Annotated in this window: 25 protein-coding genes; 21 read left to right on the top strand and 4 right to left on the bottom strand. The window is 59.4% G+C overall.

What is annotated here, in order from left to right; genetic code table 11:
• Positions 1-15: 15 nt before the first annotated feature.
• The 6 genes from KG007_RS13655 to KG007_RS13630 are packed head-to-tail and all read left to right on the top strand — an operon-like array spanning position 16 to position 4,896.
• A complete protein-coding gene (locus KG007_RS13655; protein ID WP_213349678.1) occupies positions 16-873 on the top strand; it encodes a vWA domain-containing protein in 858 nt (285 codons plus the stop codon).
• 2 nt (positions 874-875) lie between these two features.
• Positions 876-1,841, top strand: coding sequence for a WG repeat-containing protein (locus tag KG007_RS13650; protein ID WP_213349676.1), 966 nt, complete (start codon positions 876-878; stop codon positions 1,839-1,841).
• 23 nt (positions 1,842-1,864) lie between these two features.
• Positions 1,865-2,794: a thioredoxin-disulfide reductase gene (gene trxB, locus KG007_RS13645; protein WP_213349674.1), complete on the top strand. Its 930-nt coding sequence runs from the start codon at positions 1,865-1,867 to the stop codon at positions 2,792-2,794.
• Positions 2,795-2,804: 10 nt separating this feature from the next.
• Positions 2,805-3,215 (top strand): hypothetical protein, encoded by a 411-nt coding sequence (locus tag KG007_RS13640; RefSeq protein ID WP_213349672.1) that lies wholly within the window; start codon positions 2,805-2,807, stop codon positions 3,213-3,215.
• A 5-nt stretch (positions 3,216-3,220) separates the two neighbouring features.
• A complete protein-coding gene (locus tag KG007_RS13635; protein ID WP_213349670.1) occupies positions 3,221-4,144 on the top strand; it encodes a ribonuclease Z in 924 nt (307 codons plus the stop codon).
• Entirely contained in the window at positions 4,141-4,896 is a 756-nt protein-coding gene (locus KG007_RS13630) for an RNA methyltransferase (protein WP_213349668.1), read from the top strand. The genes KG007_RS13635 and KG007_RS13630 overlap by 4 nt, the downstream gene beginning before the upstream one ends.
• Positions 4,897-5,144: 248 nt before the next feature.
• On the opposite strand, the gene KG007_RS13625 is transcribed toward KG007_RS13630, so the two are convergent.
• Positions 5,145-5,462, bottom strand: a complete 318-nt coding sequence (locus KG007_RS13625; protein WP_249413370.1) for a hypothetical protein — start codon at positions 5,460-5,462, stop codon at positions 5,145-5,147.
• Between the two features lie 416 nt (positions 5,463-5,878).
• Between KG007_RS13625 and pdxA the strand changes: the two genes are divergently transcribed.
• The 5 genes from pdxA (at position 5,879) to infC (ending at position 10,866) form a co-directional block, all read left to right on the top strand.
• Positions 5,879-6,973 (top strand): 4-hydroxythreonine-4-phosphate dehydrogenase PdxA, encoded by a 1,095-nt coding sequence (pdxA, locus tag KG007_RS13620; RefSeq protein WP_213349663.1) that lies wholly within the window; start codon positions 5,879-5,881, stop codon positions 6,971-6,973.
• A 27-nt stretch (positions 6,974-7,000) separates the two neighbouring features.
• Positions 7,001-7,933 (top strand): CPBP family intramembrane glutamic endopeptidase, encoded by a 933-nt coding sequence (locus KG007_RS13615; RefSeq protein ID WP_213349661.1) that lies wholly within the window; start codon positions 7,001-7,003, stop codon positions 7,931-7,933.
• Positions 7,934-7,937: 4 nt separating this feature from the next.
• The gene (locus tag KG007_RS13610; protein WP_195461980.1) at positions 7,938-8,138 is read left to right on the top strand and encodes a hypothetical protein; all 201 of its coding nucleotides are present in this window, start codon (positions 7,938-7,940) and stop codon (positions 8,136-8,138) included.
• An 87-nt stretch (positions 8,139-8,225) separates the two neighbouring features.
• Entirely contained in the window at positions 8,226-10,178 is a 1,953-nt protein-coding gene (gene thrS, locus KG007_RS13605; protein ID WP_213349659.1) for a threonine--tRNA ligase, read from the top strand.
• A 190-nt stretch (positions 10,179-10,368) separates the two neighbouring features.
• Complete coding sequence (infC, locus tag KG007_RS13600; protein ID WP_317194951.1) at positions 10,369-10,866, top strand: translation initiation factor IF-3; 498 nt, start codon at positions 10,369-10,371, stop codon at positions 10,864-10,866.
• Here the strand turns inward: infC and KG007_RS13595 are convergent.
• On the bottom strand, positions 10,856-11,167 hold the full coding sequence (locus KG007_RS13595; RefSeq protein ID WP_213349657.1) for a hypothetical protein: 312 nt from the start codon (positions 11,165-11,167) through the stop codon (positions 10,856-10,858). The genes infC and KG007_RS13595 overlap by 11 nt on opposite strands.
• Positions 11,168-11,236: 69 nt before the next feature.
• Here KG007_RS13595 and KG007_RS13590 point away from each other — a divergent pair, with 69 nt between their 5' ends.
• The 3 genes from KG007_RS13590 to KG007_RS13580 all read left to right on the top strand — a co-directional run bounded on the left by KG007_RS13590 (position 11,237) and on the right by KG007_RS13580 (position 13,780).
• Positions 11,237-11,878: a hypothetical protein gene (locus KG007_RS13590; protein ID WP_213349656.1), complete on the top strand. Its 642-nt coding sequence runs from the start codon at positions 11,237-11,239 to the stop codon at positions 11,876-11,878.
• A gap of 113 nt (positions 11,879-11,991) precedes the next feature.
• Positions 11,992-12,957, top strand: coding sequence for an acyltransferase (locus KG007_RS13585; RefSeq protein ID WP_213349654.1), 966 nt, complete (start codon positions 11,992-11,994; stop codon positions 12,955-12,957).
• Between the two features lie 169 nt (positions 12,958-13,126).
• The gene (locus KG007_RS13580) at positions 13,127-13,780 is read left to right on the top strand and encodes an acylneuraminate cytidylyltransferase family protein (RefSeq protein ID WP_213349652.1); all 654 of its coding nucleotides are present in this window, start codon (positions 13,127-13,129) and stop codon (positions 13,778-13,780) included.
• 31 nt (positions 13,781-13,811) lie between these two features.
• On the opposite strand, the gene KG007_RS13575 is transcribed toward KG007_RS13580, so the two are convergent.
• Positions 13,812-14,693 (bottom strand): hypothetical protein, encoded by an 882-nt coding sequence (locus KG007_RS13575; RefSeq protein ID WP_213349651.1) that lies wholly within the window; start codon positions 14,691-14,693, stop codon positions 13,812-13,814.
• Positions 14,694-14,759: 66 nt separating this feature from the next.
• On the opposite strand from KG007_RS13575, the gene KG007_RS13570 reads away from it, so the two are divergent.
• The gene (locus KG007_RS13570; protein WP_195461970.1) at positions 14,760-15,689 is read left to right on the top strand and encodes a glycosyltransferase family 2 protein; all 930 of its coding nucleotides are present in this window, start codon (positions 14,760-14,762) and stop codon (positions 15,687-15,689) included.
• 10 nt (positions 15,690-15,699) lie between these two features.
• Complete coding sequence (locus tag KG007_RS13565) at positions 15,700-16,560, top strand: alpha/beta hydrolase family esterase (protein ID WP_213349649.1); 861 nt, start codon at positions 15,700-15,702, stop codon at positions 16,558-16,560.
• Positions 16,561-16,611: 51 nt separating this feature from the next.
• On the opposite strand, the gene clpB is transcribed toward KG007_RS13565, so the two are convergent.
• Positions 16,612-19,209 carry an ATP-dependent chaperone ClpB gene (gene clpB / locus KG007_RS13560; protein WP_213349647.1) on the bottom strand — a complete coding sequence of 866 codons (2,598 nt, stop codon included), beginning with the start codon at positions 19,207-19,209 and terminating at the stop codon, positions 16,612-16,614.
• A gap of 374 nt (positions 19,210-19,583) precedes the next feature.
• On the opposite strand from clpB, the gene KG007_RS13555 reads away from it, so the two are divergent.
• The 5 genes from KG007_RS13555 (at position 19,584) to KG007_RS13535 (ending at position 25,376) form a co-directional block, all read left to right on the top strand.
• Positions 19,584-20,246, top strand: coding sequence for a hypothetical protein (locus KG007_RS13555; RefSeq protein WP_213349645.1), 663 nt, complete (start codon positions 19,584-19,586; stop codon positions 20,244-20,246).
• A gap of 103 nt (positions 20,247-20,349) precedes the next feature.
• A complete protein-coding gene (locus KG007_RS13550) occupies positions 20,350-22,221 on the top strand; it encodes a DNA polymerase III subunit gamma/tau (RefSeq protein ID WP_213349643.1) in 1,872 nt (623 codons plus the stop codon).
• Positions 22,222-22,322: 101 nt separating this feature from the next.
• A complete protein-coding gene (gene tyrS, locus KG007_RS13545) occupies positions 22,323-23,621 on the top strand; it encodes a tyrosine--tRNA ligase (RefSeq protein WP_213349642.1) in 1,299 nt (432 codons plus the stop codon).
• A gap of 1 nt (position 23,622) precedes the next feature.
• Positions 23,623-23,976 (top strand): dihydroneopterin aldolase, encoded by a 354-nt coding sequence (folB, locus tag KG007_RS13540; RefSeq protein ID WP_195461964.1) that lies wholly within the window; start codon positions 23,623-23,625, stop codon positions 23,974-23,976.
• A 50-nt stretch (positions 23,977-24,026) separates the two neighbouring features.
• On the top strand, positions 24,027-25,376 hold the full coding sequence (locus KG007_RS13535) for a sodium-dependent transporter (RefSeq protein WP_213349640.1): 1,350 nt from the start codon (positions 24,027-24,029) through the stop codon (positions 25,374-25,376).
• Positions 25,377-25,391: the final 15 nt, after the last annotated feature.

Raw genomic sequence — 25,391 nt, 5'->3', positions numbered from 1 at the left:
AACATACGACGCAACATGTATACACAAAGCATCACACGCACCCACCGCACAGCCTTTATCCTCGCCATCGACGGCTCGGGCTCGATGGCCGAACAAATCCTCTTCCGGGGACGGCAGATGACCAAAGCCCAGGCCGTGGCTTCCGTCACTAACGGCATGCTGTTCGAGCTGATCGAACGAGCCCGCCGCAGCGACGGAGTCCGGGATTACTACGACATCGCCGTCATCGGCTACTCGGGCGACGACGAGGTTTACTCCCTGCTGCCGGGCGGCAAAGAGCTGATTTCCGTGGCGGAACTGGCGGCCGGAGAACCGCCCATAAAGAAAGAGGTGATCGAATACCGCCTGCCGGACGGGAGCGTGGCCCTGCGCGAGATTCCCTCCCCGGTATGGGTGGAGCCCGAAGCCGCGGGGCAGACCCCGATGTGCGAGGCTCTGCGACGCGTGCGCGACATCGCCGCGGAGTGGTGCGCCGACCCGGCCCATGCCGACAGTTTTCCGCCGATGGTCTTCAACATCACCGACGGCGAAGCCACCGACTGCGACGACGCGGAACTGCGCGCCGTGGCCAAACAGATCAAATCGCTCGGCACGACCGACGGCAACGTGCTGCTGGTAAACATACACATCGCCGCGGGCGACACCCCGCACATGGTCTTCTTCCCTTCGGCGGAGGAGGCCTCCTACCCCAACCGCTACGCGGCGGTACTCTACGACTGCTCGAGCCCCATGCCCGAGGTCTTCAACGAAGCGATCCGCGAGGCCAAAGGCCCCGGCGCCCTGCCGCCGTTTCGCGGCATGAGTTTCAACGCCTCGGCCGAGGAACTGATCACCATGCTCAACATCGGGTCCATCAGCGTAAAAACCGAATAGCCATGACACCGACGCTGCAAATCTTCACCCGGGCACTGCTGACGCCCAACCTTTCGTTCGAGACGCTCACCGACGCCCGGGCCGCAACCGGCACGGACGGCCTGCCGCGGCTGATGCGCACGACACGTTTCGCCGAAGCCGAGATCACCTGGGGCGGCCGGCAATGGCTGCTCTCGATGCCGCTTTCGCCCATCGCGCTGACCTCGATCGAGCGCACGGCATCGCAACTCGGACGCCTCAACACCGAATGGCTCACGGAATACCGTATCCTGCGGGGCGAATTGCAGTGGACCGACCCGGCCGGCAGTGAACGGCGTTTCGACCTGGTACTCCAACACCTGCCCGCAGGCAAATCGGTTGCCGAAGCGCTGCATACGCAGCCCGCCGACCGGTTGCTCGCGGCGCTCGACGCCCTGCAGGCGGCCCTGCGGGAACTGGACTTTTCGCACAACAACCTCCGGGCCGACAACCTGCGCTGGGTAAACGGACGGTTTGTCCCGCTGCGTTACCACGACGGCCATTTCGGCTCCCCGGGGGACGATGCGGCTTTCGAGGCTCTGCGGGAGCAGGTCCGGCAAAACGCCGGTCCGATGCAGGTCAGCGATGTGGAGGCCGCATATACTCCGCAGCGCCGCCTGACGGGCCACCGCTGGACAAGCCATGTCTTCGAAGGGCTGGTATGCGTCGAGGACGAAAGCGGATTCGGGTTCGTAGACACGAACAACAACCCCGTGATCCCGGCGCAATATCTCTGGGCAGGCGATTTCCGCGAAGGACGCGCCGAGGTCGAAACACCGTCGGGGATGGGACTGATCGACCGGAAAGGGCGCTATGTCATTCCTCCCGAATACGAGATCGTCGACTATGCGCCTTCGGAAAGCGTCGTCCGCGTGCGCAAAGGCGGCCGTTGGGCGGAATTCGATTACCTGGGACGCCGCCTGACGGAATTTGGAACGAATAATGAATAGAACATGCTAAAACAACTGACAATATGGAAGAACAAGTAAAAGTCCTGATCATCGGCAGCGGCCCCGCAGGGTACACCGCCGCAATCTATACCTCGCGCGCCAACCTCGCCCCGGTGCTTTACGAAGGCATCGAGCCGGGCGGACAGCTTACGACGACCACCGACGTGGAGAATTTCCCGGGACATCCCGACAGCGTGAGCGGTCCCGACCTGATGGGACTGATGCGCAAGCAGGCCGAGCGGTTCGGCGCCGACATCCGCACAGGCAACGTCACGCGCGTAGACCTCTCGTCGCGGCCCTTTCACGTCGTAGTCGACGGCGAAAAGGAGATTAAGGCCGAAACGCTGATCATCGCCACGGGAGCCTCGGCCAAGTATCTCGGTCTCCCCTCCGAAACCAAGTTCCGCGGGATGGGCGTGAGCGCCTGCGCCACGTGCGACGGTTTCTTCTACCGCAAGAAAGACGTAGCCGTGGTAGGCGGCGGCGACACCGCCTGCGAGGAAGCCACCTACCTCGCATCGCTCTGCCGCAAGGTCTACATGATCGTGCGCAAGCCCCACCTGCGCGCCTCGAAGGCGATGCAGCAACGGGTGTTCAACACGCCGAACATCGAAATCCTCTTCGAGCACAACACCGCCGAGGTGCTGGGCGACGAGTCGGGGGTGACGGGTGCGCTGCTGCGCAAAAACGACGGCACGGAGAAGACGATCGACATTGCGGGATTCTTCCTGGCGATCGGACACCACCCCAACACGGAACTTTTCTGCGACCAGTTGAAACTCGACGCCGACGGCTACATCAAGGTCGAAGGCATCAGTTCGCGCACAAGCGTCGAAGGCGTCTTTGCCGCGGGCGACGTGAAGGACCCCCATTACCGCCAGGCCGTTACGGCCGCCGGCTCGGGATGCGTCGCAGCGTTGGACTGCGAACGCTTCCTGCTGATGCAACAATAAAAAACATACAATGAAGAGATACCTCCTGCTGTTGGCAGCAACGTGCTGCATCGCATCGTGCGCCGAAATCCGCACCACTTATATTGGCAAAGCCTATCCGACAACCGGAACCGCGCCGGAACTTTATTTCGACTGGAAGGACGTTCCCTCGGACTACGAAACGATGGGCAGCATCGAGGCGACACCCTTCGGCAAGACGCTGGAGGAGGCGCAGGCCCTCATCGAACGGACTGGCCGGGAGAAAGGGGCCGACGCCATCGTCTTCGAAGGCATCGTGAGCGAAACCTCCGCCCCGACCTACACGACGACCGAAAAGATCGAGAAAAACGACGACGGCAGCAAGACCCGAACGGCCACCACATCCCAGAGCGTCTTCACGACCAACCGACTTTTGGCGACATTCATAAAGTATAAAAAATAGACAGGTTGAGTTTCAGCGTTACCATATTAGGCTCGTCCTCGGCGAAACCCACGTCGAGCCGGCATCCGTCGGCGCAGGCGGTCAACATCCATGAACAATACTACCTCGTGGATGCGGGCGAGGGTGTGCAGCAACAGTTGATCCGCTACGGGGTCAACCCGCTGAAAATCCGCGCCGTGTTCATCTCGCACCTCCACGGCGACCACGTTTTCGGGTTGTTCCCGCTCATCTCGACGCTGGCACTCTACGGACGTAAAACCCCGCTGAAGGTCTTTGCTCCGGCCCCCTTCGGCGAGATTCTGGCCTGCCACCTCAAATACTTCGACAGCGAACTGCCCTACACCGTGTCGTGGACCGAGGTCGACACGACCCGCCACACGCTGCTGCTGGAGAACCGCACGCTCGAAGTATGGAGCATCCCGCTGCGCCACCGCGTACCGTGCGCCGGATTCCTTTTCCGCGAAAAGGAGCCGCCGCTGAATATCGAAAAGTTCAAGATCGCGAAATACGGGCTTTCGGTCGCGCAGATCACCGCCGCCAAACGGGGCGAGGACCTGCAACTGGCCACAGGCGAAGTGATTCCCAACGCCGCACTGACCTACCGTCCTTATGCGCCGCGCTCATACGCCTATCTCTCGGACACGAATTTCTCGGCCAAGGCCGCAGGACTGTGCAAGGGAGTCGACCTGATGTACCACGAGGCGACCTACGCCGCCGCCGAACAGCGGAGCGCCAAAGACCGGGGACATTCGACCACCGCGGACGCCGCAAAAGCGGCCCTGAAAGCGGGCGCCAAGCGGCTCGTGATCGGTCACTACTCGTCGCGTTACAAGGACGATGCGCCGCTGGTCGAAGAAGCGCGGGCGCTCTTCCCGGAGAGCTATCCGGCAACCGAAGGAACCACCTACACCATCGAAAAACAACGATGACAAAAGCCGAAATACAACTCGTCCGCGCACTGGCCGACAAACGCGGCCGCACGGAGCACGGACTTTTTGTCGCCGAAGGGGAAAAACTCATCGGCGAACTGCGGACATCGCACCTGCGCGTACGCAAAATATTTGCATTGGAAGGGGTTTTCGAAGGCCCGGAAGTGGAAATCGTCGCCCCGCGCGAAATGGAACGGCTCTCGTTGCTGAAAACCGCCAACAACTCGCTGGCATTGGTCGAAACGCCGCATTACGACCTGCGGCCGACGCAACTGAAAGGGCGGTTGACGCTGGCGCTCGACGACGTACAGAACCCCGGCAACCTGGGCACGATCATCCGGCTGGCCGACTGGTTCGGAATTACGGACATCGTCTGCTCCGAAACCTCGGCCGACTGTTTCAACCCCAAAGTCGTGCAGGCCACGATGGGGGCTGTCGTGCGGGTACGCGTACACTACACTGACCTGGCGAAACTGCTCACGGAGGCCGCCGCACAAGGGCTTCCGGTTTACGGGACGTTCCTCGAAGGCAAAAATATCTACGACGCGCAACTCGCCCCGGCAGGCATCGTCGTGATGGGCAACGAGGGCCGCGGCATCACGGACGCCGCAGCGCAGGCCGTCACGCAGAAACTCTTCATCCCGCCCTGGCCGGCCGACCGCCGGGGTTCGGAATCGCTGAACGTCGCCATGGCGACGGGTATCATCTGCGCTGAATTCCGCCGACAGGCGAGTGCAAAAGCCGGGAAGTAAAGTCCGAAGGACTGAAAATGGATCGCACCCCGGCAGGGAATACATTTCCAGACCGGGGTGCGGTGCATTTTCTATCGTTCTCGATTTTTCGCGGCTTTGCCGAGCCGCCACAGGAAAAACGGAGCATCGCGACGTAATTCCGGGAACAATACCAAAGAATTACGAGGTATCCCGAGCGGAGGCAAGGGGTGCGACGTAATTCCGGCGACCAAAGGTCGCCGAAGCCGGGCAGAGCCGGCATTCCGGGTCTATTCTGGGTCGTGTGAAGCTGTCGGCGCAACTCCGACAGCACATCCAACAGGCAGTGCCCTCTGTATCCGCCGGACCTGTTCCAGCGCCTCGGCGCACTCCGCGGGTGAAAACAGCCGCGACTCGGCAACCTGCCGGACAGCCTGTCCGAGGGAGGCGACCGCCTGTTCCACTTCGCCCAACTGCGCCGGGGAAGCCGTCGCCAAATCGACTTTCCCCAACAGCACCGACGCACGGCGTGCACAGCGTTCGAAATTGACCAGCACCGGATAATCCCGCCGTTGATCATAAGGGGCCACCCAAAACGTCTCGAACATCAGACGGAACAGAACATCTACGAACTCAGCATTGCATTTTAGCATTTTCCGCTCACTTCTTCTCATCTTTCCAAACTTGTCGGTCCGGAAAAAAGCGCGGGCAGACTTGCTGCTCCACCGCCGGGGTATTGGACGACCCGTAACGTAGAATGCGGCAAATGCCCACGCTGAAAAACAGCGAGAGCATCAACCTTTATTCCTTACGTTACCCGAAAGTGTCCAATTTCCGACGGTAAGAGAAAAGCCGATGCGCTTTTTATCCGTAAAATGTCGACAATCCCCACAGACTGCCATAACAAAGATAATAAAAAATTGCACTCCTGCCGCAAAGCGCGGCAAAAATTCATTTTAATCGAACCGGAAGCATTGTGTATTCTGAATATTTTATAACTTTGTAAGTTGAAATAAAATTGATTATGCCGGAAAACAAATTCAAAATAGGCATCACGCAGGGCGACACGAACGGCATCGGCTGGGAGGTCATCCTCAAAGCGCTCGCCGACCCGCGCATGACGGAGCTTTTCACGCCCGTCGTTTACGGTTCGCCCAAGGCCGCGGCCTATTACCGAAATACCATCGCGGAGATCGAGCAGTTCTCCTTCAACCCCGTGGCGTCGGCCGCCGAGGCCCGCCGCGGAAAGGTCAACCTCGTAGCATGCGGGGAGACGGCCGACATCGCGCCGGGCAAGCCGACGCCCGAAGCAGGCCGTGCGGCCGTGGAGGCGCTGCAAACCGCCATGCGCGACCTGAAAGCAGAGCATCTCGACGCGCTCGTAACCGCTCCTTTCGACAAAGAAACCGTACAGGCGGACGATTTCCGCTACACGGGGCACACCGAATACCTGAGCGCCGAACTGCAGGGCGAGTCGATGATGATCATGTGCAGCGACGTGCTGCGCGTGGGGCTGGTCACCAAGCACATCCCCGTGTCGGAGATCGCCGCGAACATCAAGCGGGAAAAAATCGTCAAAGACCTCCACACGCTGCGCCGCTCGCTCGTCGGGGACTTCGGCATCGTCGAACCGCGCATCGCCGTCATGGCCCTCAACCCCCACGCCGGCGACGGCGGGCTGCTGGGCCGCGAGGAGCAGGAGATCATCAAACCGGCCATCGTCGAAGCGTTCGGCCAGGGCGTGCTGGCCTTCGGGCCGTTTGCAGCCGACGGACTTTTCGCCGGGGGCGGATATGCCAAATACGACGGCATCCTGGCCATGTACCACGACCAGGGGCTGGCGCCGTTCAAGACCTTGTCGCCCGACGGGGTGAACTTCACGGCAGGGCTTTCCGCCGTGCGCACCTCGCCTGACCACGGCACTGCCTTCGACATCGCCGGGCAGGACAAAGCCGACGAACAGTCGATGCGCAATGCGATCTACACAGCCATCGACATCGTGGAACACCGCATCGCCTGGGCCGAATGGACGCGCAATCCGCTGCAACGCGCCGAACGCGAACGCGGAGGCCGCGACGTTTCGGTCCGCGACCTGCCGCAAACCGAAAAGGAGGACTAACAAAACCAGCATACCGATCCGACGCATATGAACCGATTCCTGACAGCGTGGAAACAACGATCGGCGACACTTGCCGAGGCCCGACAGGCAGCTTTCAAGCCGTCGGTGTGGCTGCTTGTACCGATCTTCCTGCTCGTATTCCTGGTCGCACAGCTGACATCGCTGATCGTCGCAGTGCCCGCCGTGTTGCCGGATGTCCTGCAACACGGGCCGGAAGCGATCGACCAGGCGCTCAACGGACCGAAGCTGTGGGTTTCGCTCTTTGCGACGATACCCGTAACGGCGGTATTCATCTTCTACATGAAGCGGATCGAACGCCGTTCCTATCTCTCGATGGGGTTCACGCGCGGCGGAACCGCCAAACGTTATTTACAGGGACTGGGCTGGGGTTTTGCGATGTGTATCGCAGCGCTGGGCATCGCCTGGGCGCTGGGCGGGATGCGTTTCGAAGGTTTCACCGGACAAATCCCGTGGGGAATGCTGTTGCTGCTCTTCGTCGGATTCCTCTTCCAGGGGATGTCGGAAGAGGTGGTCTGCCGCAGTTTTCTGATGGTTTCGGCGGCCAACAGGGCGCCGCTGTGGATAGCCGTAGCGCTCAATTCGCTGATTTTCGCGGCCATGCACCTCGCGAACAGCGGCGTAACGTTCTTTTCTTTTGCGAACCTGGTTCTCTACGGCGTCTTCGCCTCGTTCTATTTCCTGCGCACGGACAACGTATGGGGTATCGCGGCGCTGCACACGGCATGGAACTTCACCCAGGGGAGCGTGCTGGGGGTCGAGGTGAGCGGCCGCGCCATTCAGGACCGGCTCATGCATTTCGGAGCCACAGATGCCCCCGACATGCTGAGCGGCGGCAAATTCGGGCTTGAAGGCGGCGTCGCCACGACGATCGTCTACCTAGCCGGAATCCTTATCCTGGTATTCTGGCCGGACAGGCAGCAGGCTGAAAAGGAGGCGTAAAAAGATGGGAAACAGGAACCAGCGTAAAATGGCGGTCGGCCTGCTCTGGGTATGGGCCGTACTCGAAGGCGGCTGGATATACCTTTACCTCTTCGGGGACACGACCGGGAAACAACTGCTGATGGGGACCATCACCTGCCTGCTGGGTGCAGCCGGAGCGATTGCAACGATGCGCCGGGCCGCCAGGGAGGCAAAACACGAATAGACAAAACACCGGACAACCCGGAAGCGTATTCCGTCTCGTAATTGTGGAAGCGCCGAAGGCTCCGAAAACTTAATTTATAGACAACAAATGATTAAAATCACTTTTCCCGACGGCTCCGTAAGGGAGTATGCCAAAGGGACTACTGCGTATCAGATCGCAGAGAGCATCAGCCCTCGTTTAGCTGCTGACTCGCTCGCGGCCGCGGTAAACGGCGCGACGGTAGACATGACGCGCCCGATCGAAGAAGACGCTTCGGTCAAATTTTACAAATGGGACGACGACGAGGGCAAACATGCCTTCTGGCACACCTCGTCGCACCTGCTGGCCGAGGCCCTCGAGGCGCTCTACCCGGGTATCAAGTTCGGCATCGGCCCGGCCATTGAAAGCGGCTTCTACTACGATGTCGACTCCCCGACGCCCATCACCGAGGCCGACCTGCAAACGATCGAAAACAAGATGGTGGAGCTTTCCCGCAACAAGGAAGCGCTCATCCGCCGCGAGGTTCCCAAAGCCGAAGCGCTGAAAACCTTCACGGAGAAGGGCGACCAGTACAAGGTCGAACTGATCACCGACCTTCAGGACGGAACCATCTCTTTTTATAGTAACGGCGCCTTCACGGACCTTTGCCGCGGCCCCCACATCCCCAACACGGGATATATCAAGGCCGTAAAACTCACCTCCGTAGCCGGGGCTTACTGGCGCGGCAACGAGAAGAACAAGATGCTGACCCGTATCTACGGCATCACGTTCCCCAAGAAGTCGATGCTCGACGAGTACCTGGTGATGATGGAGGAAGCCAAGAAGCGCGACCACCGCAAACTGGGCAAGGACCTCGAACTGTTCTGCTTCTCGCAGCGCGTAGGCCAGGGCCTGCCGTTGTGGCTGCCGAAGGGTGCTGCACTGCGTGACCGCCTGGAACAGTTCCTGCGGGGCGTGCAGAAGGAGTACGGTTACCAGCAGGTGATCACCCCGCACATCGGCAACAAGGAGCTCTACGTCACCTCGGGCCACTATGCCAAATACGGCAAGGACTCGTTCCAGCCGATCCACACCCCGATCGAGGGCGAGGAATACCTCCTCAAACCGATGAACTGCCCGCACCACTGCGAGATTTACCGCTCGAAACCCCGTTCGTACAAGGAACTGCCTGTGCGCCTGGCCGAATTCGGAACGGTATACCGCTACGAACAGTCGGGCGAACTGCACGGACTGACGCGCGTACGCGGATTTACGCAGGACGACGCCCACCTGTTCGTACGCCCCGACCAGCTTCTCGAAGAGTTCGAACGCGTGATCGACATCGTGCTCTATATCTTCAAAACGCTGAAATTCGACAACTATACCGCCCAGATTTCGCTGCGCGACCCCAATAACAAGGAGAAGTACATCGGTTCGGACGAAAACTGGGAAAAAGCCGAGTCGGCCATCATGCAGGCCGCCAAGGAAAAGGGCCTCACGACGGTCGTGGAGCTGGGCGAAGCCGCCTTCTACGGTCCGAAGCTCGACTTCATGGTCAAGGACGCCATCGGCCGCAAGTGGCAGTTGGGAACGATCCAGGTGGACTATAACCTGCCGGAGCGTTTCGACCTCACGTACAAAGGCGCCGACGACCGGCTCCACCGCCCGATCATGATCCACCGCGCCCCGTTCGGCTCGATGGAGCGTTTTGTGGCAGTATTGTTGGAGCATACGGGCGGTAAATTCCCGTTGTGGCTCTCGCCCCAGCAGGTCGTGGTGCTTCCGATCTCGGAGAAGTTCAACGACTACGCCATGAAGGTGGCGGAGTACCTCAACCGCAGCGATGTCCGCACCGAGGTCGACGACCGCAACGAAAAGATCGGCCGCAAGATTCGCGACAACGAACTCAAGCGCATCCCCTACCTGCTGATCGTCGGCGAGAAGGAGGAGGCCGAAGGGTTGGTTTCCGTCCGCGCGCAGGGCGAAGGAGACAAGGGACAGATGTCGCTGGAGGCATTCCGCGACTTCATCGCCGGACTGGTCAAGGAGGAAATCGAGGCCAACAAACTGGAGAAGAAGTAACGACCGACGACCGGTCCCATAACAGCAACGCACCAAATTTATTTAACCATTTTAATACTTAAAGATTATCGCAGCACCGAAACCATTCCCGCCGAGGCCGTTTACCCCCGGGAATAACAGACCAAAACCGGCAACAGGCAACAATCCCCGCTTCGGACGCAGGCCGCCCGAAAAGGAGAATCCCCACCGCATCAACGAACAGATTACGGTTCCCGAAGTGCGTCTGGTGGGCGACAACGTCGAGCAGCCATTGGTGCTTCCGATCCGCGACGCACTGCGTCTGGCGGAAGAGATGGAACTCGACCTGATCGAAATCTCGCCCAAGGCCGAGCCGCCCGTATGCCGTATCGCCGATTACCAGAAGTTCCTCTACCAGCAGAAAAAGAAGGCCAAGGAACTGAAGGCAAACCAGACGAAAGTCGTCGTGAAGGAGATCCGATTCGGCCCCCAGACCGACGACCACGACTACAACTTCAAGCTCAAGCACGCGCAGAACTTCCTTAAGGAAGGGGCCAAAGTCAAGGCTTACGTTTTCTTCCGCGGCCGCTCGATCGTCTTCAAGGAGCAGGGTGAAATCCTGCTGCTGCGCTTTGCCACCGACCTCGAAGAGTTCGCCAAAGTGGAGATGATGCCGAAGCTCGACGGCAAGAAGATGAACATGATGCTCGCGCCCAAAGTCAAGAAATAGCAAAGGGAGCGCAGCCCGGAAAGGGCTTGGAGCAGATACAAAAACAACGACCGCGGTCGGATTTTTCCGGACCGCTGGTTGTTGTTTTTGCGTTTACAGGAAGAGGCCCCGGATCGTGCTGCTCGGCTCCGGCACGCAGGCCCTCTTTGCTGAAATATGCCCGGCTGGAGCGTAATGCAAAAGAAAGTCCGATTAATTTCATACCTTTACGCCCGATAAAAGAGAAATCCCGGCCGGGCGAATTTCCGAGCGGTTCGGACAGCCGAATGCCTGAAATTATACCCGACATTTGCTTCGGCATGGAAATGACTGATAAACAAAACGTTCTCAGAATCGGGGGGGGGCGTTAACAATCAAACTGAAAAAGAAGATGAAAAAATGGTTATTATCCGGATGTCTGCTCGCTTTGACGGCCTGCGGACAAGTGCCGCAGGAACAGATCGATTCGTTGAAAGAGACCATCGCCGATTATGAAGAGAACGGCGCCGGAGCCGAAATGCCGGAGGAATTCCGTGCGTTGCAGGATTCGTTTGCCAAGGTGGAGAAATCGGTGGAGGCCGAAAAAGAAAAAATGTTCAGCAGCTACTCCGCTGCCGAACAGAAGTTGGCGCAGATCGAAAAACAGTTGGACGACATGGCGTTTGCCATCAACGCTCGGAGCGAACAATTTCAGAAGGTGTATAACAAATTTGCGCGGGAGGCCAGCCTGGGGCTCCTCATGTACGCAAGCCTGCCCAAAGACAAAGCCCGGAGCCTGCCCAAAGAGATGAAAGACGACTTGCAGCGCGCCGTGCAGCCCATGCCCCTGCTGAGAGAACTCATGAAGGCCGAAACCTATGCGCAGAAACAGGAAATCCTGGGTCCTCAAGTCGAAAAACTGGAGAAATTGAACGAAATGATGAAACCCTGGCTTTCGAAGCAGAAATACGACGAATGTCTGAAAAAAGTCGAAGCCCAGATGAAAAAGGCAAATCTCAGCAACGGCGGCCAGATCGGGTTCGGATCGTTTTAAATATCCCGGTCCTTAATTCGTACCCGCACGCAAAGCCCGCGGCAGCAAATCCCCTTTGAGATTACAGCGACAAAGACAGAAAAATAATTTTGTTTTTTGTTACCTTTGTGGCAATGATTACCCCGGACGACATATTCCGTATCGCGGACAGGACAACCTTCGACGCCGCGGCGCTGGAGGTATTCCGCCGCCAGGCCCGCGATTGCGCCCCCTACCGCGAATACCTCGCCCGGATCAGCGTCCGGGCGGAGTGCGTGGACACGCCGGAAAAGATTCCGTATCTGCCCATCGGATTATTCAAAACCCACGACATTTACTGCGGGGAGGCGCCGCCCGAGGTCGTTTTCACCTCCTCGGCCACGACGGGCATGACTCCCTCGCGCCACCCGATGCGTTCGCTGGCACTCTACGAACAGGCGTTCCGCACGGCATTCCGGGCCTTCTACGGCAATCCCGCCGAGCTGAGCCTCTATGCCCTGCTGCCCAATTACCTGCGGCGCAAAGGCTCGTCACTGGTCTACATGGCCGACCGGCTGATCGCCGACTGCGGTTCGGGCGGGTTTTACCTCGACGACTACGAAGCCCTGCTGGCCGCCATAGAGCGGGACCCGAAGCCAAAAATCCTGCTGGGCGTAAGCTATGCGCTGTGGGACCTTGCGGAGCGTTACGCCCCGAAACTCCCCGGCACGATCGTGATGGAGACGGGCGGCATGAAGGGCTACCGTGAAGAGATCCCGAAGGAGGAGTTCCACAAAATCCTCTGCAACGCTTTCGGCGTCGGGGAAATCCATTCGGAATACGGCATGGCCGAACTGACTTCACAGGCCTATTCGGCGGGCGGCAACGTGTTCCGCTGTCCGGGCTGGATGCGCGTCACGGCACGCGATGTCAACGATCCGTTCGACCTGCTCCCGGCCCGAACCCGCGGCGGGCTGAACATCGCGGACCTTGCAAACTGGTGGTCCTGCGCCTTTATCCAGACGCAGGACGTGGGCCGCGTCGGAGCCGACGGGTCGTTCGTCGTCGAAGGCCGCATCGACCATTCGGACATCCGGGGTTGCAACCTTTTAGTACAATGAAATACCGGTTGAAATATCAGAAATATACCGCAGCTCCGAATGCCGTTCTCACGGCGTTCCGCCGTGTTTGCAAATCCGCCCCACCCCTAAATCCCCGCCCCGGGCGGGGACTTGGATGCCGCAAGCGGCAAAGTGTCGCTACGACCCCCTTTACAAATTATCAAACTCCATGAAAACCGTCGCATTCGTTCCCATCCGGCTCAACAGCCAGCGCGTCGCAGGCAAAAACCTCCGGCCATTGGGCGGCTCGCCGCTGATGTGCCACATCCTCAAAACCCTGACTTCGGTAGAGGGCATCGACGAAGTTTACGTCTTCTGCAGCGACGAGAGGATTCGCGAACTGCTGCCCGAAGGGGTTCGGCTGCTGCGCCGCGACCCGTCGCTCGACAGCGACACAACGCTCGGCAAAGAGATTTACGACAGTTTCACGGAAAAAGTCGAGGCGGACCTCTACCTGCTCGCACACGCCACTTCGCCCTTCATCCGCGCGGCGACGATCGCCGATGCGCTCGGAAAAGTCCGCTCGGGCGAGTTCGACTCGGCATTCAGCGCCGAGGAGATCCGGACCTTCGCGTGGTTCGGCGGCAAACCGCTCAACTACGCCCTCGACAACATTCCCCGCACGCAGACCATCGAGCCGGTTTATATCGAAACCAGCGCCTTTTTCATCTTTTCGCGCGAACTGTGGCGCAGCCGGGGCCGCCGCATCGGCGAGAGGCCTTACATGGCCGTCGTGGACCGTATCGAAGGACTGGATATCGACTACCCCGAGGATTTCGCGATGGCGGAGATCATCGCGGCAAGCCAGAATTTGCCGAGATAGAAAAAAAGGGCGGTTTTACAACCGCCCTTTTTTATTCTGCGCCCCGCTCGTAGGCATCGATCATCGACCCCTTCGTCCGGTTTATGATCCGCGCCCCGAGCGAGCGGGCATAGTCGCGCAACACCTCGTGACCGCGAAACAACTCGGCGACCTCCGCCAGGTAAACGGCCATCGTATAGGGCCGGCGGGGAACCTTCTGGAAAATCGGCTTCGGAGCTGCCGGGGCGTCGTCGTAATAATGGCCGTCGGACCGGCAAAGGCGGTTTTCGCCGTCGACCGACAAGCCGTCGAGCAACGTATGGTCCACGCCGCAAAGTTCCAGCCTCTTATACCCCAGCAGCAGGGCGATGTACTCGCACACCTGCACCACGGTCCCGAAATTGGCGCTTCCCAGGCCGCGGCGGAAGAGCCAGAACTCCACGCTCCGGAATCCCGAATAAACCTGCGTATGAAACTTTACGATGCGGATATTCGCATTGGGCAGCGCCGCACGGTAGTCGAACCGCTCAGGGTTGTAATACTGCACGTAGAGGTTCATCGGCCACGTCACCCGCTCATTGAGAACCCGGTAAAGTTCCGCAACGCGGTCGCGGTAGACGCTGTCACGGAAAAACATCGGGTCGGAAAGCACGTAATAAGCCGGCCGTACCGTCGTAAAACGCTCGTCCAGTGCAAAATAGTTGACCGCCATAACATCCTTCGCCGTGTGTTCGCCCCGCTCGATCAGCCGCGGCAGGTCTTCGGCCAGCGAAGGCCCGTTGCCGAGGATCAGGACCGAAGGCTTCGGCTCCCCGACCGTCCCGGCGCGGCGGATGTAGTTGCGGAAGTTCTCCTTCACGGCCATCACGGCGAAGTACAGCGCCGTGTCGAAGCTGTTGCGAATGAATGCGATGATTTTCTCGGATGCGGTCATCGGACTGGTTTTATTTGCAAAAGTAGCAAAAGATCAATATCTTCGCAACAAAACCCGGCAGAACAGATGTCAGAACACCCTATTTCGGTCGTCATACCCCTCTACAACAAACAACGCGAGATCGGCGAAGCGGTGCGTTCGGTGCTGGCGCAAACCCTCCTCCCCCGGGAAATCATCGTCGTGGACGACGGGTCGACCGACGGCAGTGCGGAGATCGTACGCTCGATCGGATCACCGCTGGTACGGCTCGTCCCGCAGCCCAATGCCGGGGTATGCGCCGCGCGTAACCACGGCATCGAAGAGTCGACGGGCGAATACATCGCCCTCCTGGACGCCGACGACGCATGGGAGCCGGGATTTCTCGCCGAAATCACCGCAATGATCGACCAATTTCCCGGCTGCGGCATGTACTGCACAGCCTTCAACATTGTCAGCGACGACGGGCTCTACCCCGCACCGACGCCCTCGCAGCGCGGCATCGTCGGGAATTTTTTCCGCGACTCGGCCCACCAGTATATCGCCATTCCGTCGGCCTGCTGCATCCCGCGGCGCGTTTTCGACAATGTGGGACTGTTCCCCGACGGCATGAAGATCGCCGAGGACCTCTACATGTGGATCCGGATTGCCCGCCGTTATCCGGTCTGCTTCTCGCCCGAACGGCTGGTCCGCTACTCGCGGGTCGCATCGAACCGATCGGCGACGAGTTACACCCCCGAACAGACCGTCTATTCGTTCGAAGAACTCTACGACCCCAATGCACCGGAGGAGGACCGGGAATTCGTGGCCCGCGCCGCGCTGGGGAAAGCCCTCGTCATAAGCGCCAAAGGCGGCACGAAGGAGGCCGCCCGCGCCGCCCGGTTCTTCGCCTACACGAAAACCTATCGCCGCACGCTGCGCAAGGTCCGCTTGCTGAACGCCCTGCCCGCCGGTTGGCGCGGCCCGGTGATCCGGTTCTACAACGCGCTGGCCTGGCGCCTCGCCCGCAAAGGACTCTAAACCCAAGACCATGAAATACCTCCTGCAAACCCTGCTGCTCCTGGCTGTCTTCACGAGTTATGCCCGGCAAACGCCCGACCATACGCTCCGCTCGGGCGGCATCGAACGCACGTACAAACTCCACCTTCCGGAAGGGCTGCCCGACGGTGCACCGCTGGTCGTCGTCCTCCACGGCTACGGGGGTCAGGCCCGGCCCGAAAGTTACGGAATGAACGAGGTCGCCGACCGCCACGGCTTCGCCGTCTGCTACCCGCAGGGCGAAAAGGACGGGCGCGGCAAGACCTGCTGGAATGCGGGCTATCCGTTCCAGGCCGGCATGGCCATCGACGACGTGCAGTTCATCACCGAACTGGTGGCGCACCTGCAGCAAAAGCACCATCTGAGCGGGCATAACGTCTTCTGCACCGGGATGTCGAACGGTGGCGAGATGTGCTACCAACTGGCCGTACAGCGGCCCCGGCTGTTCGCCGCCGTGGCCCCCGTCTCGGGGCTGATGCTCGAATGGCTCTACCGGGCCGACGACTCGACGGTTCCCGTACCGCTGTTCGAGATACACGGCACGGCCGACAAAACCTCCGCCTGGGAAGGCGACCCCGAGAACAAGGGCGGCTGGGGCTCCTACCTCCCCGTGCCGCTGGCCGTGCACCACTGGGCCTCGAAAGACCGCTGCAACCGCATCGAATGCGACACGCTTCCGGTCGGCAATCCCGAAACCGGACACCGCGTCGTCGCACACCGGTTCACGGGCGGCACGGACGGCTGCGAAGTGTGGCTCTACGAAGTGATCGGCGGCAAGCATTCGTGGTTTTTCGACCGCGACATCGACACGGGCGAGGAGTTGTGGAAGTTCTTCAGCAAATACATCCGGTAAATAAGAAGGGTTCCGAACGATTCGGAACCCTTTTCATTTTACAGAACGGCGTCAGTTCGAGAACGAAAGCCCGTCCTTTCCGGCGTCGATCGAGATCGGCTTCGAGCGATCGACTTCGCCCGCAAGAATCCGCTTCGAGAGGTCGTTCACGACATAACGCTGGATGACCCGTTTCACGGGACGCGCTCCGTAAAGCGGGTCGTAACCCGCCGCGGCGATCCATTCGCGTGCCTTGTCGCTGTATTCCAGGCGGATGCCGTTCTCCGAAAGCATCTTGCGCACGATGCCCAACTGGATGTCGACAATGCGTTCGATGTCCTTGTGCGTCAGCGGTTCGAACATCACGATCTCGTCGATACGGTTCAGGAATTCGGGCTTGAGCTGCTGCTTCAGCAGGTCGATCACCGCCAGGCGGGTTCGCTCGACCACCTCCTCGGGCAGTTTCTTGCCGTTGAAGGCCTCGGCGAAATTCTCCTGTATTACGTGCGATCCCATGTTCGAGGTCATGATGATAATCGTGTTGCGGAAATCGACCGTACGGCCCTTATTGTCGGTCAGGCGGCCGTCGTCCAACACCTGCAGCAGGATGTTGAAGACATCGGGATGCGCCTTCTCGATCTCGTCGAGCAACACGACCGAATAGGGTTTGCGGCGCACGGCCTCGGTGAGCTGGCCGCCCTCGTCGTAACCGACATATCCCGGAGGCGCTCCGACGAGCCGCGACACGGCATGCCGCTCCTGGTATTCGCTCATGTCGATACGCGTCATCATCTGGTCGTCGTTGAACAGGAACTCCGCAAGGGCTTTCGCCAGTTCGGTCTTGCCGACGCCCGTCGTACCGAGGAAAATGAACGAACCGATCGGCTTGCGGGGATCGTTCAGCCCGGCACGCGAGCGGCGCACGGCATCGGAAATAGCCGCGATGGCCTGCTCCTGTCCGATGACGCGCCTGTGGAGTTCGTCCTCCATATGCAGCAGTTTCTCACGCTCCGAAGCCAGCATGCGCGTCACGGGAATCCCCGTCCAGCGCGATACCACCTCGGCGACATCCTGCGCATCAACCTCCTCCTTGATCATCGACCCGCTGGCCGAAGCGAGGCGGTACTCCTCCTGAAACGCTGCGATCTCCTTCTCGGCCTCCTGAATCTTGCCGTAGCGGATTTCGGCCACCTTGCCGTAGTCGCCTTGGCGTTCAGCCTGCTGGGCTTCGATTTTCAGGCTTTCGATTTTGTCTTTATTCGCCTGGATTTTTTTGAGCAGATCGCGCTGCCCCTGCCACTTGGCGCGCATCTCGGCGTCGCGCGCCTTCAACTCTTCGATCTCCTTGGTCAGGTGCGCCACACGCTCCTTGTCCTTCTCGCGGCGGATGGCTTCGCGCTCGATTTCGAGCTGGCGTACCCGGCGGTCGAGGGTGTCGATCTCCTCGGGCACGGAGTTCATCTCCAACCGGAGCCGCGAAGCGGCTTCGTCCACCAGGTCGATAGCCTTGTCGGGCAAAAAACGCGACGTGATGTAACGCGTCGACAGTTCGACGGCCGCCACGATAGCCTCGTCCTTGATCCGCACCTGGTGGTGGTTCTCGTAACGCTCTTTCAGGCCGCGGAGAATCGAAATAGCATCCTCCTGCGAAGGTTCGTCGACCATCACCTTCTGGAAACGGCGTTCGAGGGCCTTGTCCTGCTCGAAATATTTCTGAAACTCGTCGAGCGTCGTGGCGCCGATCGTCCGCAGTTCACCGCGCGCAAGGGCCGGTTTGAGGATGTTTGCGGCATCCATCGCACCCGACGACTTGCCGGCTCCGACCAGCGTGTGGATTTCGTCGATGAAGAGCAGTATTTCACCCTCGCTCGACACGACCTCCTGCACGACCGCCTTCAGACGCTCCTCGAATTCGCCCTGGTATTTGGCGCCGGCGATAAGGGCTCCCATGTCCAGCGAGTAGATGACCTTCGATTTCAGGTTCTCCGGCACGTCGCCGTCGATGATACGGCGGGCGATACCCTCGGCGATGGCGGTCTTGCCGACACCGGCCTCGCCCACGAGGATCGGGTTGTTCTTCGTACGCCGCGAAAGGATTTGCAGCACGCGGCGAATCTCTTCGTCACGGCCGATAACCGGATCGAGTTTGCCGCTCCGGGCCTGCTCGTTCAAATTGATGGCATACTTGCCCAGGGCATCGAACTGCTGCTCGGAAGTCTGCGAATCGACCGTCGCTCCCTTGCGGAAGGTACGGATGGCCTCGATCAGTTCCTTCTCCGTCGCACCGTTGCGCTTGAGGATATCGGCGGACTGTCCGCGCTCGGCCACAAGGCCCAGCAGCAGGTGTTCGACCGAAGCGTATTTGTCACCGAAGTTCTTCGTAAAATCGACGGCACGCTGGATTACCTTCGAGGTATCCTGCGCAAAGAACTGCTCGCCGCTTCCTTCGACGCGCGGCAGCGAACCCACGGCCCGCTCGGCTTCGTCGCGCAGCCCGCGTACATTCACGCCCACACGCCCCAGAAGGAACGTCGAAAGCGAATCGTCCTCGCGGATCAGCACCGCGAGCAGGTGAAGCGGTTCGACAGCCTGCTGTCCCCGCTCCCGCGCCAGGTTGAGCGCTGCTTGCAGCGCCTCCTGCGCTTTAATGGTTAACGTGTTAATGTTCATAAGTATGTGTTTTTAGAATTTTCTTGTTGTATACCCAACTTCCGCAAAACCCCTGCCAGTCTGCATTTTCAGCCATTGTGTCATCTTTTGTCACATATTGACCGCCAGATTCCGCCAAACTGTCAGCCGCACAACCGGATTCCGGGAATTCGGGAGGGGGACATTCTACCTATCAAATACCGTCCAAAAGGCCATACAGGGCATACAACAGGGGGACAAGAACGTCCTGCGCGCATCTACGACAGCCAAATTTTTCTACCTTCGCAGCCGATAAGCGTCTTTTAGGCAAACAGCAGTCAATACTAACATAAAAACAGGCTCTATGCCGCTTCGTACGATTCATTGTCGCCAAATCATTCAAAACCCATAAAACCATGAAAAAAACTCGTTTTTCCCTGCTGATCGCGGCAGTTGCGTTAGCCGCCACCTCGTGTGATTCGCTCAAATCAGCATTCACTCCCACCAAGATGGACACCATCGAAGCAACGACCAAAGTTGCCGACGCCATCAAGAAGAACATCGACTTCAAAGAGTGGAAAATTTACAAAATCTATTGGATGGAGGGTGAAAGCCTCGAAAACGATCTGTTCTCCGTCCACCTGGAGATGATCAACAAATCCAATGGCTGCTTCACGCAAAGCCTGATCCTCGGCGGACAGACCGCCGGAACGGTCACCGACCTGCGCGACGCCTCCGGCAGCGGTGTCAAAGACCGGAAGTTCGACGAGATCAAGGGTATTACCCCCGAGATGATCAACGCCGAGACTATCCAGAAACAGTACGACGCAGCCAAGGCCTCGATTCCCGAGGAGTACGAATTCCGCAGCATCGGCTCCTATACGATCGCCGAAGCGGTCACTTCGGGCAGCTCGTTCCTCGACCGGGACAAAAAACTCGGCGAGATCAGTTGCGAATTCGAGATCAACGTCATCGAACCGGGCAAGGAGTACGTCGAAAGCGCCGGCAAAAAGTCGCTCCAGTACTACCAGGTAGATTTCAAGGCTTTCGCCGACGGTACGGTCGAAATGGACGAGTAAGACTCCGGCATCGAATTGTAAAAAGCGGGAACCGGTTTCGGTTTCCGCTTTTTTCGTCCCCGCCGGCTCAAATTATTCTTAATTTTCGTATCTTTGCGCTACTATGAGTGATTTCATCGTCAGCGCACGCAAATACCGCCCCGCGACCTTTCGATCGGTCGTCGGGCAGAAACATATCACCTCGACGCTCCAGAACGCCATCGAGCGCGGCCAGTTGGCCCACGCCTACCTCTTCTGCGGTCCCCGCGGCGTAGGCAAAACCACCTGCGCCCGCATCTTCGCCAAAGCTATCAACTGCCTTGCGCCCAACGGCGCCGAAGCATGCAACGAGTGCGAATCGTGCCGCTCGTTCAACGAAGGACGGTCGCTCAACATCCACGAACTGGACGCCGCGTCGAACAACTCGGTGGAAGATATCCGCACGCTGATCGAACAGGTGCGCATCATTCCGCAGGTGGGCCGTTACTCGGTATTCATCATCGACGAGGTCCACATGCTCTCGGCGGCGGCCTTCAACGCCTTCCTCAAGACGCTCGAAGAGCCTCCCGCACACGCCATTTTCATCCTGGCGACCACCGAAAAACACAAGATTATCCCGACCATCCTCTCGCGCTGCCAGATTTACGACTTCAACCGCATCCGCGTCGAGGATTCCGTCGAATACCTCAAATACATCGCCTCGCAGGAGGGCATCACGGCCGATGAAGAGTCGTTGAACCTGATTGCCCAGAAAGCCGACGGCGGTATGCGCGACGCTTTGTCGATGTTCGACAAAGCCGTATCGTTCTGCGGCATGGCGCTCGACTACCGCAATGTAGCCCAGACGCTGAACGTCCTGGACTACGACACTTATTTCGGCGTCACGGAGATGCTCCTCGCGGGCAACTACGTCGACGTACTCGTTACCTTCGACACCGTATTGTCGAAGGGATTCTCGGGCCAGACCTTCATGGCGGGCATGAACCGCCACATGAGGGACCTTCTGATGGCCAAGCGTCCCGAAACGCTGCGGCTGATCGAAATGACCGGAACACTGCTCGAACGATACCGGACGCAGGCGGGCGCCTGCAGTGTCGAGTTCCTGTTCGGAGCCATCTCCGTACTGACGGAGCTCGACGGGAAGATCCGGCAATCGTCGAACCAGCGGTTGCTTGTCGAGCTGGGCCTGATGAAAATCGCGGGGCTCGGCCAAAAAAAAAATGACACCCTGACATCCCCCGGGGAGTATCCGCTTCCCAGCCTGACACCCCGTACGGCGGCAGCGACCGCTCCGGCAGCACCTGCGGCCCCCGTGCCCACGGCACAACCGCAGACAGCCCCGGCAGTCGAACCCGTCGCAGTAGCAGCGCCTGCTCCGGCCGTACCGCAGCAACCTGCGGCGGTTGAGCCCGAGCCTGTCGTGCAACCGGTTCCCGCACCCGCTACCCCGCCCCCTGTGGCAGAGCCCCGGGTGGAAACGGCGCCGGCACAGCCCGCGGCGCCGAAACCTGCGCCCCAGCCTGCCCGGCGACCGCTGATCTCGGGAACCTCCCTTTCGGAACTGCTCGCCTCGGCGGGCGGTGATGCGGACGAAGAGTCCTCCGAGGACGAATTGTCCGAGCCGGAAGCCGTGGCGATCGACCCTGAGTGCGAACGGAAACTGGTGCACGCCCGGGATAAGATCCTGAACCTCATGAAGGAGCGGCGTCCGCGGTTCGTCCCGGCCTTCGAACTGATGACCGTGCGGGACAACACGATTTCGCTGAGCGTACCGACGAGCGAACTGCGCGAGGAGATTCTCCGCAGCAAGACGGGTATGCTGATGCGCATCGCCGAACTGGCGGACATCACGGGAGCCATCGAACTGGAGGTCGTCGTCAACGAGCAGATACGGGCCGCCCGCCCGATCAAGCTCGAAGACCGGGTGAAACACATGACGGAGAAAAACCCGCTGATCGTGGAACTCCGCCAGGCGTTGGATTTAGAAGTGGAATAACCCGCTTAAGAAGCGGAATTTACGGGCGGCGGAACAGTCGCATGGGGTAAAACCCCGATCTGCGCCCGAAAGGAAAAAATTGAAAGAACAGAAAAAATAACATGGCAACAAAGAATTTCATCGAAGAACTCGAATGGCGCGGCATGATTCACACGATCATGCCCGGCGCGAAGGAACAACTCGAAAAAGAACTGACGACGGCTTACCTGGGCATCGACCCCACAGCCGACTCGCTGCATATCGGACACCTGGTAGGCGTAATGATCCTCAAGCACTTCCAGATGTGCGGCCATCGTCCGCTGGCCCTCATCGGCGGCGCAACAGGCATGATCGGCGACCCTTCGGGCAAGTCGCAGGAGCGCAACCTGCTCGACGAGAAAACCCTGCGCCACAATCAGGAAGCGATCAAACGCCAGTTGGCGAAACTGCTCGACTTCGAGTCGGACGCCCCGAACGCCGCACAGATGGTGAACAACTACGACTGGATGAAGGAATTCACGTTCCTCGATTTCATCCGCGACATCGGCAAATGCATCACCGTCAACTACATGATGGCCAAGGACTCGGTAAAGAAACGCTTCAACGGCGAGGGCGACGGCATGTCGTTCACCGAGTTTACCTATCAGTTGGTCCAGGGCTATGACTTCCTGCACCTCTACGAGACGAAAAACTGCAAAATCCAGCTGGGAGGCGCCGACCAGTGGGGCAACATCACCACCGGTACGGAGCTGATCCGCCGCAAGCTGGGTTCCGAAGCCGAAGCCTTCGGTATCACCTGTACGCTGATTACCAAAGCCGACGGCACGAAGTTCGGCAAGACCGAAGGCGGCAACGTATGGCTCGACCCGCGGTATACCTCGCCCTACAAATTCTATCAGTTCTGGCTCAACGTCAGCGACGAAGACGCCCAGCGTTACATCAAGATCTTCACGCTGCTGGACCGCGAGACCATCGACGCACTCATCGCCGAACACGAAGCGGCTCCCCACCTGCGCGTGCTGCAAAAGCGGCTGGCACAGGAGATCACCACGATGATTCACTCCAAAGAGGAGTATGAAAAGGCCGTCGAAGCCTCGGCGATCCTCTTCGGCGGCGCTACATCGGAGGCTTTGCACCGTCTCGACGAGCAGACGCTGCTGCAAGTATTCGAGGGCGTACCGCAATACCGCATCGCCCGAGCCGAACTGGGCCTGCCGTTCATCGACCTGTGCGCCGAGAAGAGCGACATCTTCCCTTCGAAAGGCGAATGCCGCAAGATGGTACAGGGCGGCGGCGTGTCGCTCAACAAGGAGAAAATCGCCGACGCGATGCGTCCGGTGGGCGAAGAGGACCTAATCGCGGGCAAATACCTGCTCGTGCAGAAAGGTAAGAAGAACTACTACCTCGTGATCGCCGAGTAGGATGGAATACCGCATCGTTCTTCAACGCATGGAGTTCCGGGCGCTGCACGGCTGTTACGAACTCGAACGGAAGGTCGGCAACCGCTTTACGGTCGATCTGGAGATCACGGCCGAATTGGGCAATGTGGCTGCCGAAGACAGTGTCGAACAGGCGGTCAATTACCTTACGGTCTACGAAGTCGTTTCGCTCCAGATGCGCATTACCCAACGCACGATCGAACGCGTGGCAATGAACATCATCGAAGCGGTTTACGCCTCCTTCGGGCAAGTCCGGCACGTAAAATGCACCGTCTCGAAACTGGCGCCTCCGCTCGGCGGCAAGCTGGAGAAGGTGAGCGTTGTACTGGAAAAATAAAACACACGCGCACGCGATGCGTGCGCGTGTGTTTTTCAAATAGGACCGATATGCATCATTCACACGGCCGCGCTACCCTGGGCGGCAAATTGAGCGCCGTGCTCGTCGCGGCGGGAAGTTCCGTGGGACTGGGAAACATCTGGCGGTTCCCCTATGTCGCCGGCGACAACGGCGGCGGAGCCTTCCTGGTAATTTACATCCTCTGCGTCCTGCTGCTGGGACTCCCGATCATGGTGGCCGAATTTTCGGTCGGGCGTGCCTCGCACCGCAACGCGGTAGGCGCCTACCGGGCACTCGACCCCAAATGGAGCTTCCTGGGCTACAACGGCGTGATCGCGGCGTTCCTGATCCTGGGTTTCTACTTCGTAGTCTCGGGATGGACCGCCGAATATATGGTTCACTCCGTAACGGGCAGCCTGGCGAAACTCACCACCCCCGACGAATACAAAGGCGTTTTCGAGACCTTCATCCAGAATCCGTGGCGGCCCGTAGTCTACACCTCGCTCTTCGTGCTGGCCACGCATTTCGTAATCGCAATGGGGGTACAGAAAGGCATCGAACGCTCGGCCAAAGTGCTGATGCCGTTGCTGTTCATCATCCTCATCGCACTGTCGATCCACTCGCTGCTGATGCCCGGCGGCGGCGAAGGACTCCGGTTCCTTTTCAAACCCGACTTCTCGAAGGTAGGTCCCTCGACCGTGCTCGTGGCGCTGGGGCAGGCATTCTTCTCGCTCTCGATCGGCATCGGTACGATGGTCACCTACGCCTCCTACTTCAAGCCCGACACCAACCTGCGCCATACGGCGCTGAACGTCACGATCCTCGACACACTGGTCGCCATACTGGCCGGCGTAGTGATTTTCCCGGCGGTTTTCAGCGTGGGCATCGAACCCTCGTCGGGCCCGTCGCTGGTCTTCATCACCCTGCCGGGTATCTTCAATTCAATGCCGCTGAGCATGGTCTGGTCGTCGGTATTCTTTCTGCTGCTGGTCGTCGCGGCGCTCACCTCTACCATTTCTTTACATGAGGTCATCACGGCCTACCTGCACGAAGAATGGCATCTGAGCCGCAAAGCCGCCGCATGGGCCACGACCGGGGCCTGCATGGCGCTGGCTGCCGTAGCGTCGCTGTCGCTGGGCGTACTGAGCGGATGGAGCATCTTCGGGCTCAATATCTTCGACTCGCTCGACTTCCTCACGGCCAACATCCTGCTGCCCGCAGGCGGGTTCTTCACCTGCATCTTCGTCGGATGGCGCCTCGACCAGAAAATACTCAAAGCGCAGATCAGCAACGACGGCACGCTGAAGTTCCGTATTTACGGGGTGTTCATCTTCCTGCTGCGCTACATCTGCCCCGCGGTGCTGCTGCTCATTTTCCTGGATAACCTGGGTCTCTTCTGACGCCCGCCACGTATA

Source organism: Alistipes montrealensis (assembly GCF_018362775.1).
In the GTDB taxonomy this organism is placed as follows: domain Bacteria; phylum Bacteroidota; class Bacteroidia; order Bacteroidales; family Rikenellaceae; genus Alistipes; species Alistipes montrealensis.
The sequence above is the reverse complement of the archived record's forward strand: the minus strand, read 5'-3'. Positions and strand labels throughout refer to the sequence as shown.

What these genes read in the sequence shown, in the direction of transcription:
- KG007_RS13590 (WP_213349656.1), top strand. Translation starts at nt 11,237, where the DNA reads ATGAAAAAATGGTTATTATCCGGATGTCTGCTCGCTTTGACGGCCTGC.
- KG007_RS13580 (WP_213349652.1), top strand. Translation starts at nt 13,127, where the DNA reads ATGAAAACCGTCGCATTCGTTCCCATCCGGCTCAACAGCCAGCGCGTC.
- clpB (WP_213349647.1), bottom strand. Translation starts at nt 19,209, where the DNA reads ATGAACATTAACACGTTAACCATTAAAGCGCAGGAGGCGCTGCAAGCA.
- KG007_RS13550 (WP_213349643.1), top strand. Translation starts at nt 20,350, where the DNA reads ATGAGTGATTTCATCGTCAGCGCACGCAAATACCGCCCCGCGACCTTT.
- KG007_RS13630 (WP_213349668.1), top strand. Translation starts at nt 4,141, where the DNA reads ATGACAAAAGCCGAAATACAACTCGTCCGCGCACTGGCCGACAAACGC.
- folB (WP_195461964.1), top strand. Translation starts at nt 23,623, where the DNA reads ATGGAATACCGCATCGTTCTTCAACGCATGGAGTTCCGGGCGCTGCAC.
- KG007_RS13570 (WP_195461970.1), top strand. Translation starts at nt 14,760, where the DNA reads ATGTCAGAACACCCTATTTCGGTCGTCATACCCCTCTACAACAAACAA.
- tyrS (WP_213349642.1), top strand. Translation starts at nt 22,323, where the DNA reads ATGGCAACAAAGAATTTCATCGAAGAACTCGAATGGCGCGGCATGATT.
- trxB (WP_213349674.1), top strand. Translation starts at nt 1,865, where the DNA reads ATGGAAGAACAAGTAAAAGTCCTGATCATCGGCAGCGGCCCCGCAGGG.
- thrS (WP_213349659.1), top strand. Translation starts at nt 8,226, where the DNA reads ATGATTAAAATCACTTTTCCCGACGGCTCCGTAAGGGAGTATGCCAAA.
- pdxA (WP_213349663.1), top strand. Translation starts at nt 5,879, where the DNA reads ATGCCGGAAAACAAATTCAAAATAGGCATCACGCAGGGCGACACGAAC.
- KG007_RS13655 (WP_213349678.1), top strand. Translation starts at nt 16, where the DNA reads ATGTATACACAAAGCATCACACGCACCCACCGCACAGCCTTTATCCTC.
- KG007_RS13595 (WP_213349657.1), bottom strand. Translation starts at nt 11,167, where the DNA reads ATGCCGAAGCAAATGTCGGGTATAATTTCAGGCATTCGGCTGTCCGAA.
- KG007_RS13565 (WP_213349649.1), top strand. Translation starts at nt 15,700, where the DNA reads ATGAAATACCTCCTGCAAACCCTGCTGCTCCTGGCTGTCTTCACGAGT.
- KG007_RS13610 (WP_195461980.1), top strand. Translation starts at nt 7,938, where the DNA reads ATGGGAAACAGGAACCAGCGTAAAATGGCGGTCGGCCTGCTCTGGGTA.
- KG007_RS13535 (WP_213349640.1), top strand. Translation starts at nt 24,027, where the DNA reads ATGCATCATTCACACGGCCGCGCTACCCTGGGCGGCAAATTGAGCGCC.
- KG007_RS13650 (WP_213349676.1), top strand. Translation starts at nt 876, where the DNA reads ATGACACCGACGCTGCAAATCTTCACCCGGGCACTGCTGACGCCCAAC.
- KG007_RS13615 (WP_213349661.1), top strand. Translation starts at nt 7,001, where the DNA reads ATGAACCGATTCCTGACAGCGTGGAAACAACGATCGGCGACACTTGCC.
- KG007_RS13585 (WP_213349654.1), top strand. Translation starts at nt 11,992, where the DNA reads ATGATTACCCCGGACGACATATTCCGTATCGCGGACAGGACAACCTTC.
- KG007_RS13625 (WP_249413370.1), bottom strand. Translation starts at nt 5,462, where the DNA reads ATGTTCGAGACGTTTTGGGTGGCCCCTTATGATCAACGGCGGGATTAT.
- KG007_RS13575 (WP_213349651.1), bottom strand. Translation starts at nt 14,693, where the DNA reads ATGACCGCATCCGAGAAAATCATCGCATTCATTCGCAACAGCTTCGAC.
- KG007_RS13555 (WP_213349645.1), top strand. Translation starts at nt 19,584, where the DNA reads ATGAAAAAAACTCGTTTTTCCCTGCTGATCGCGGCAGTTGCGTTAGCC.
- KG007_RS13640 (WP_213349672.1), top strand. Translation starts at nt 2,805, where the DNA reads ATGAAGAGATACCTCCTGCTGTTGGCAGCAACGTGCTGCATCGCATCG.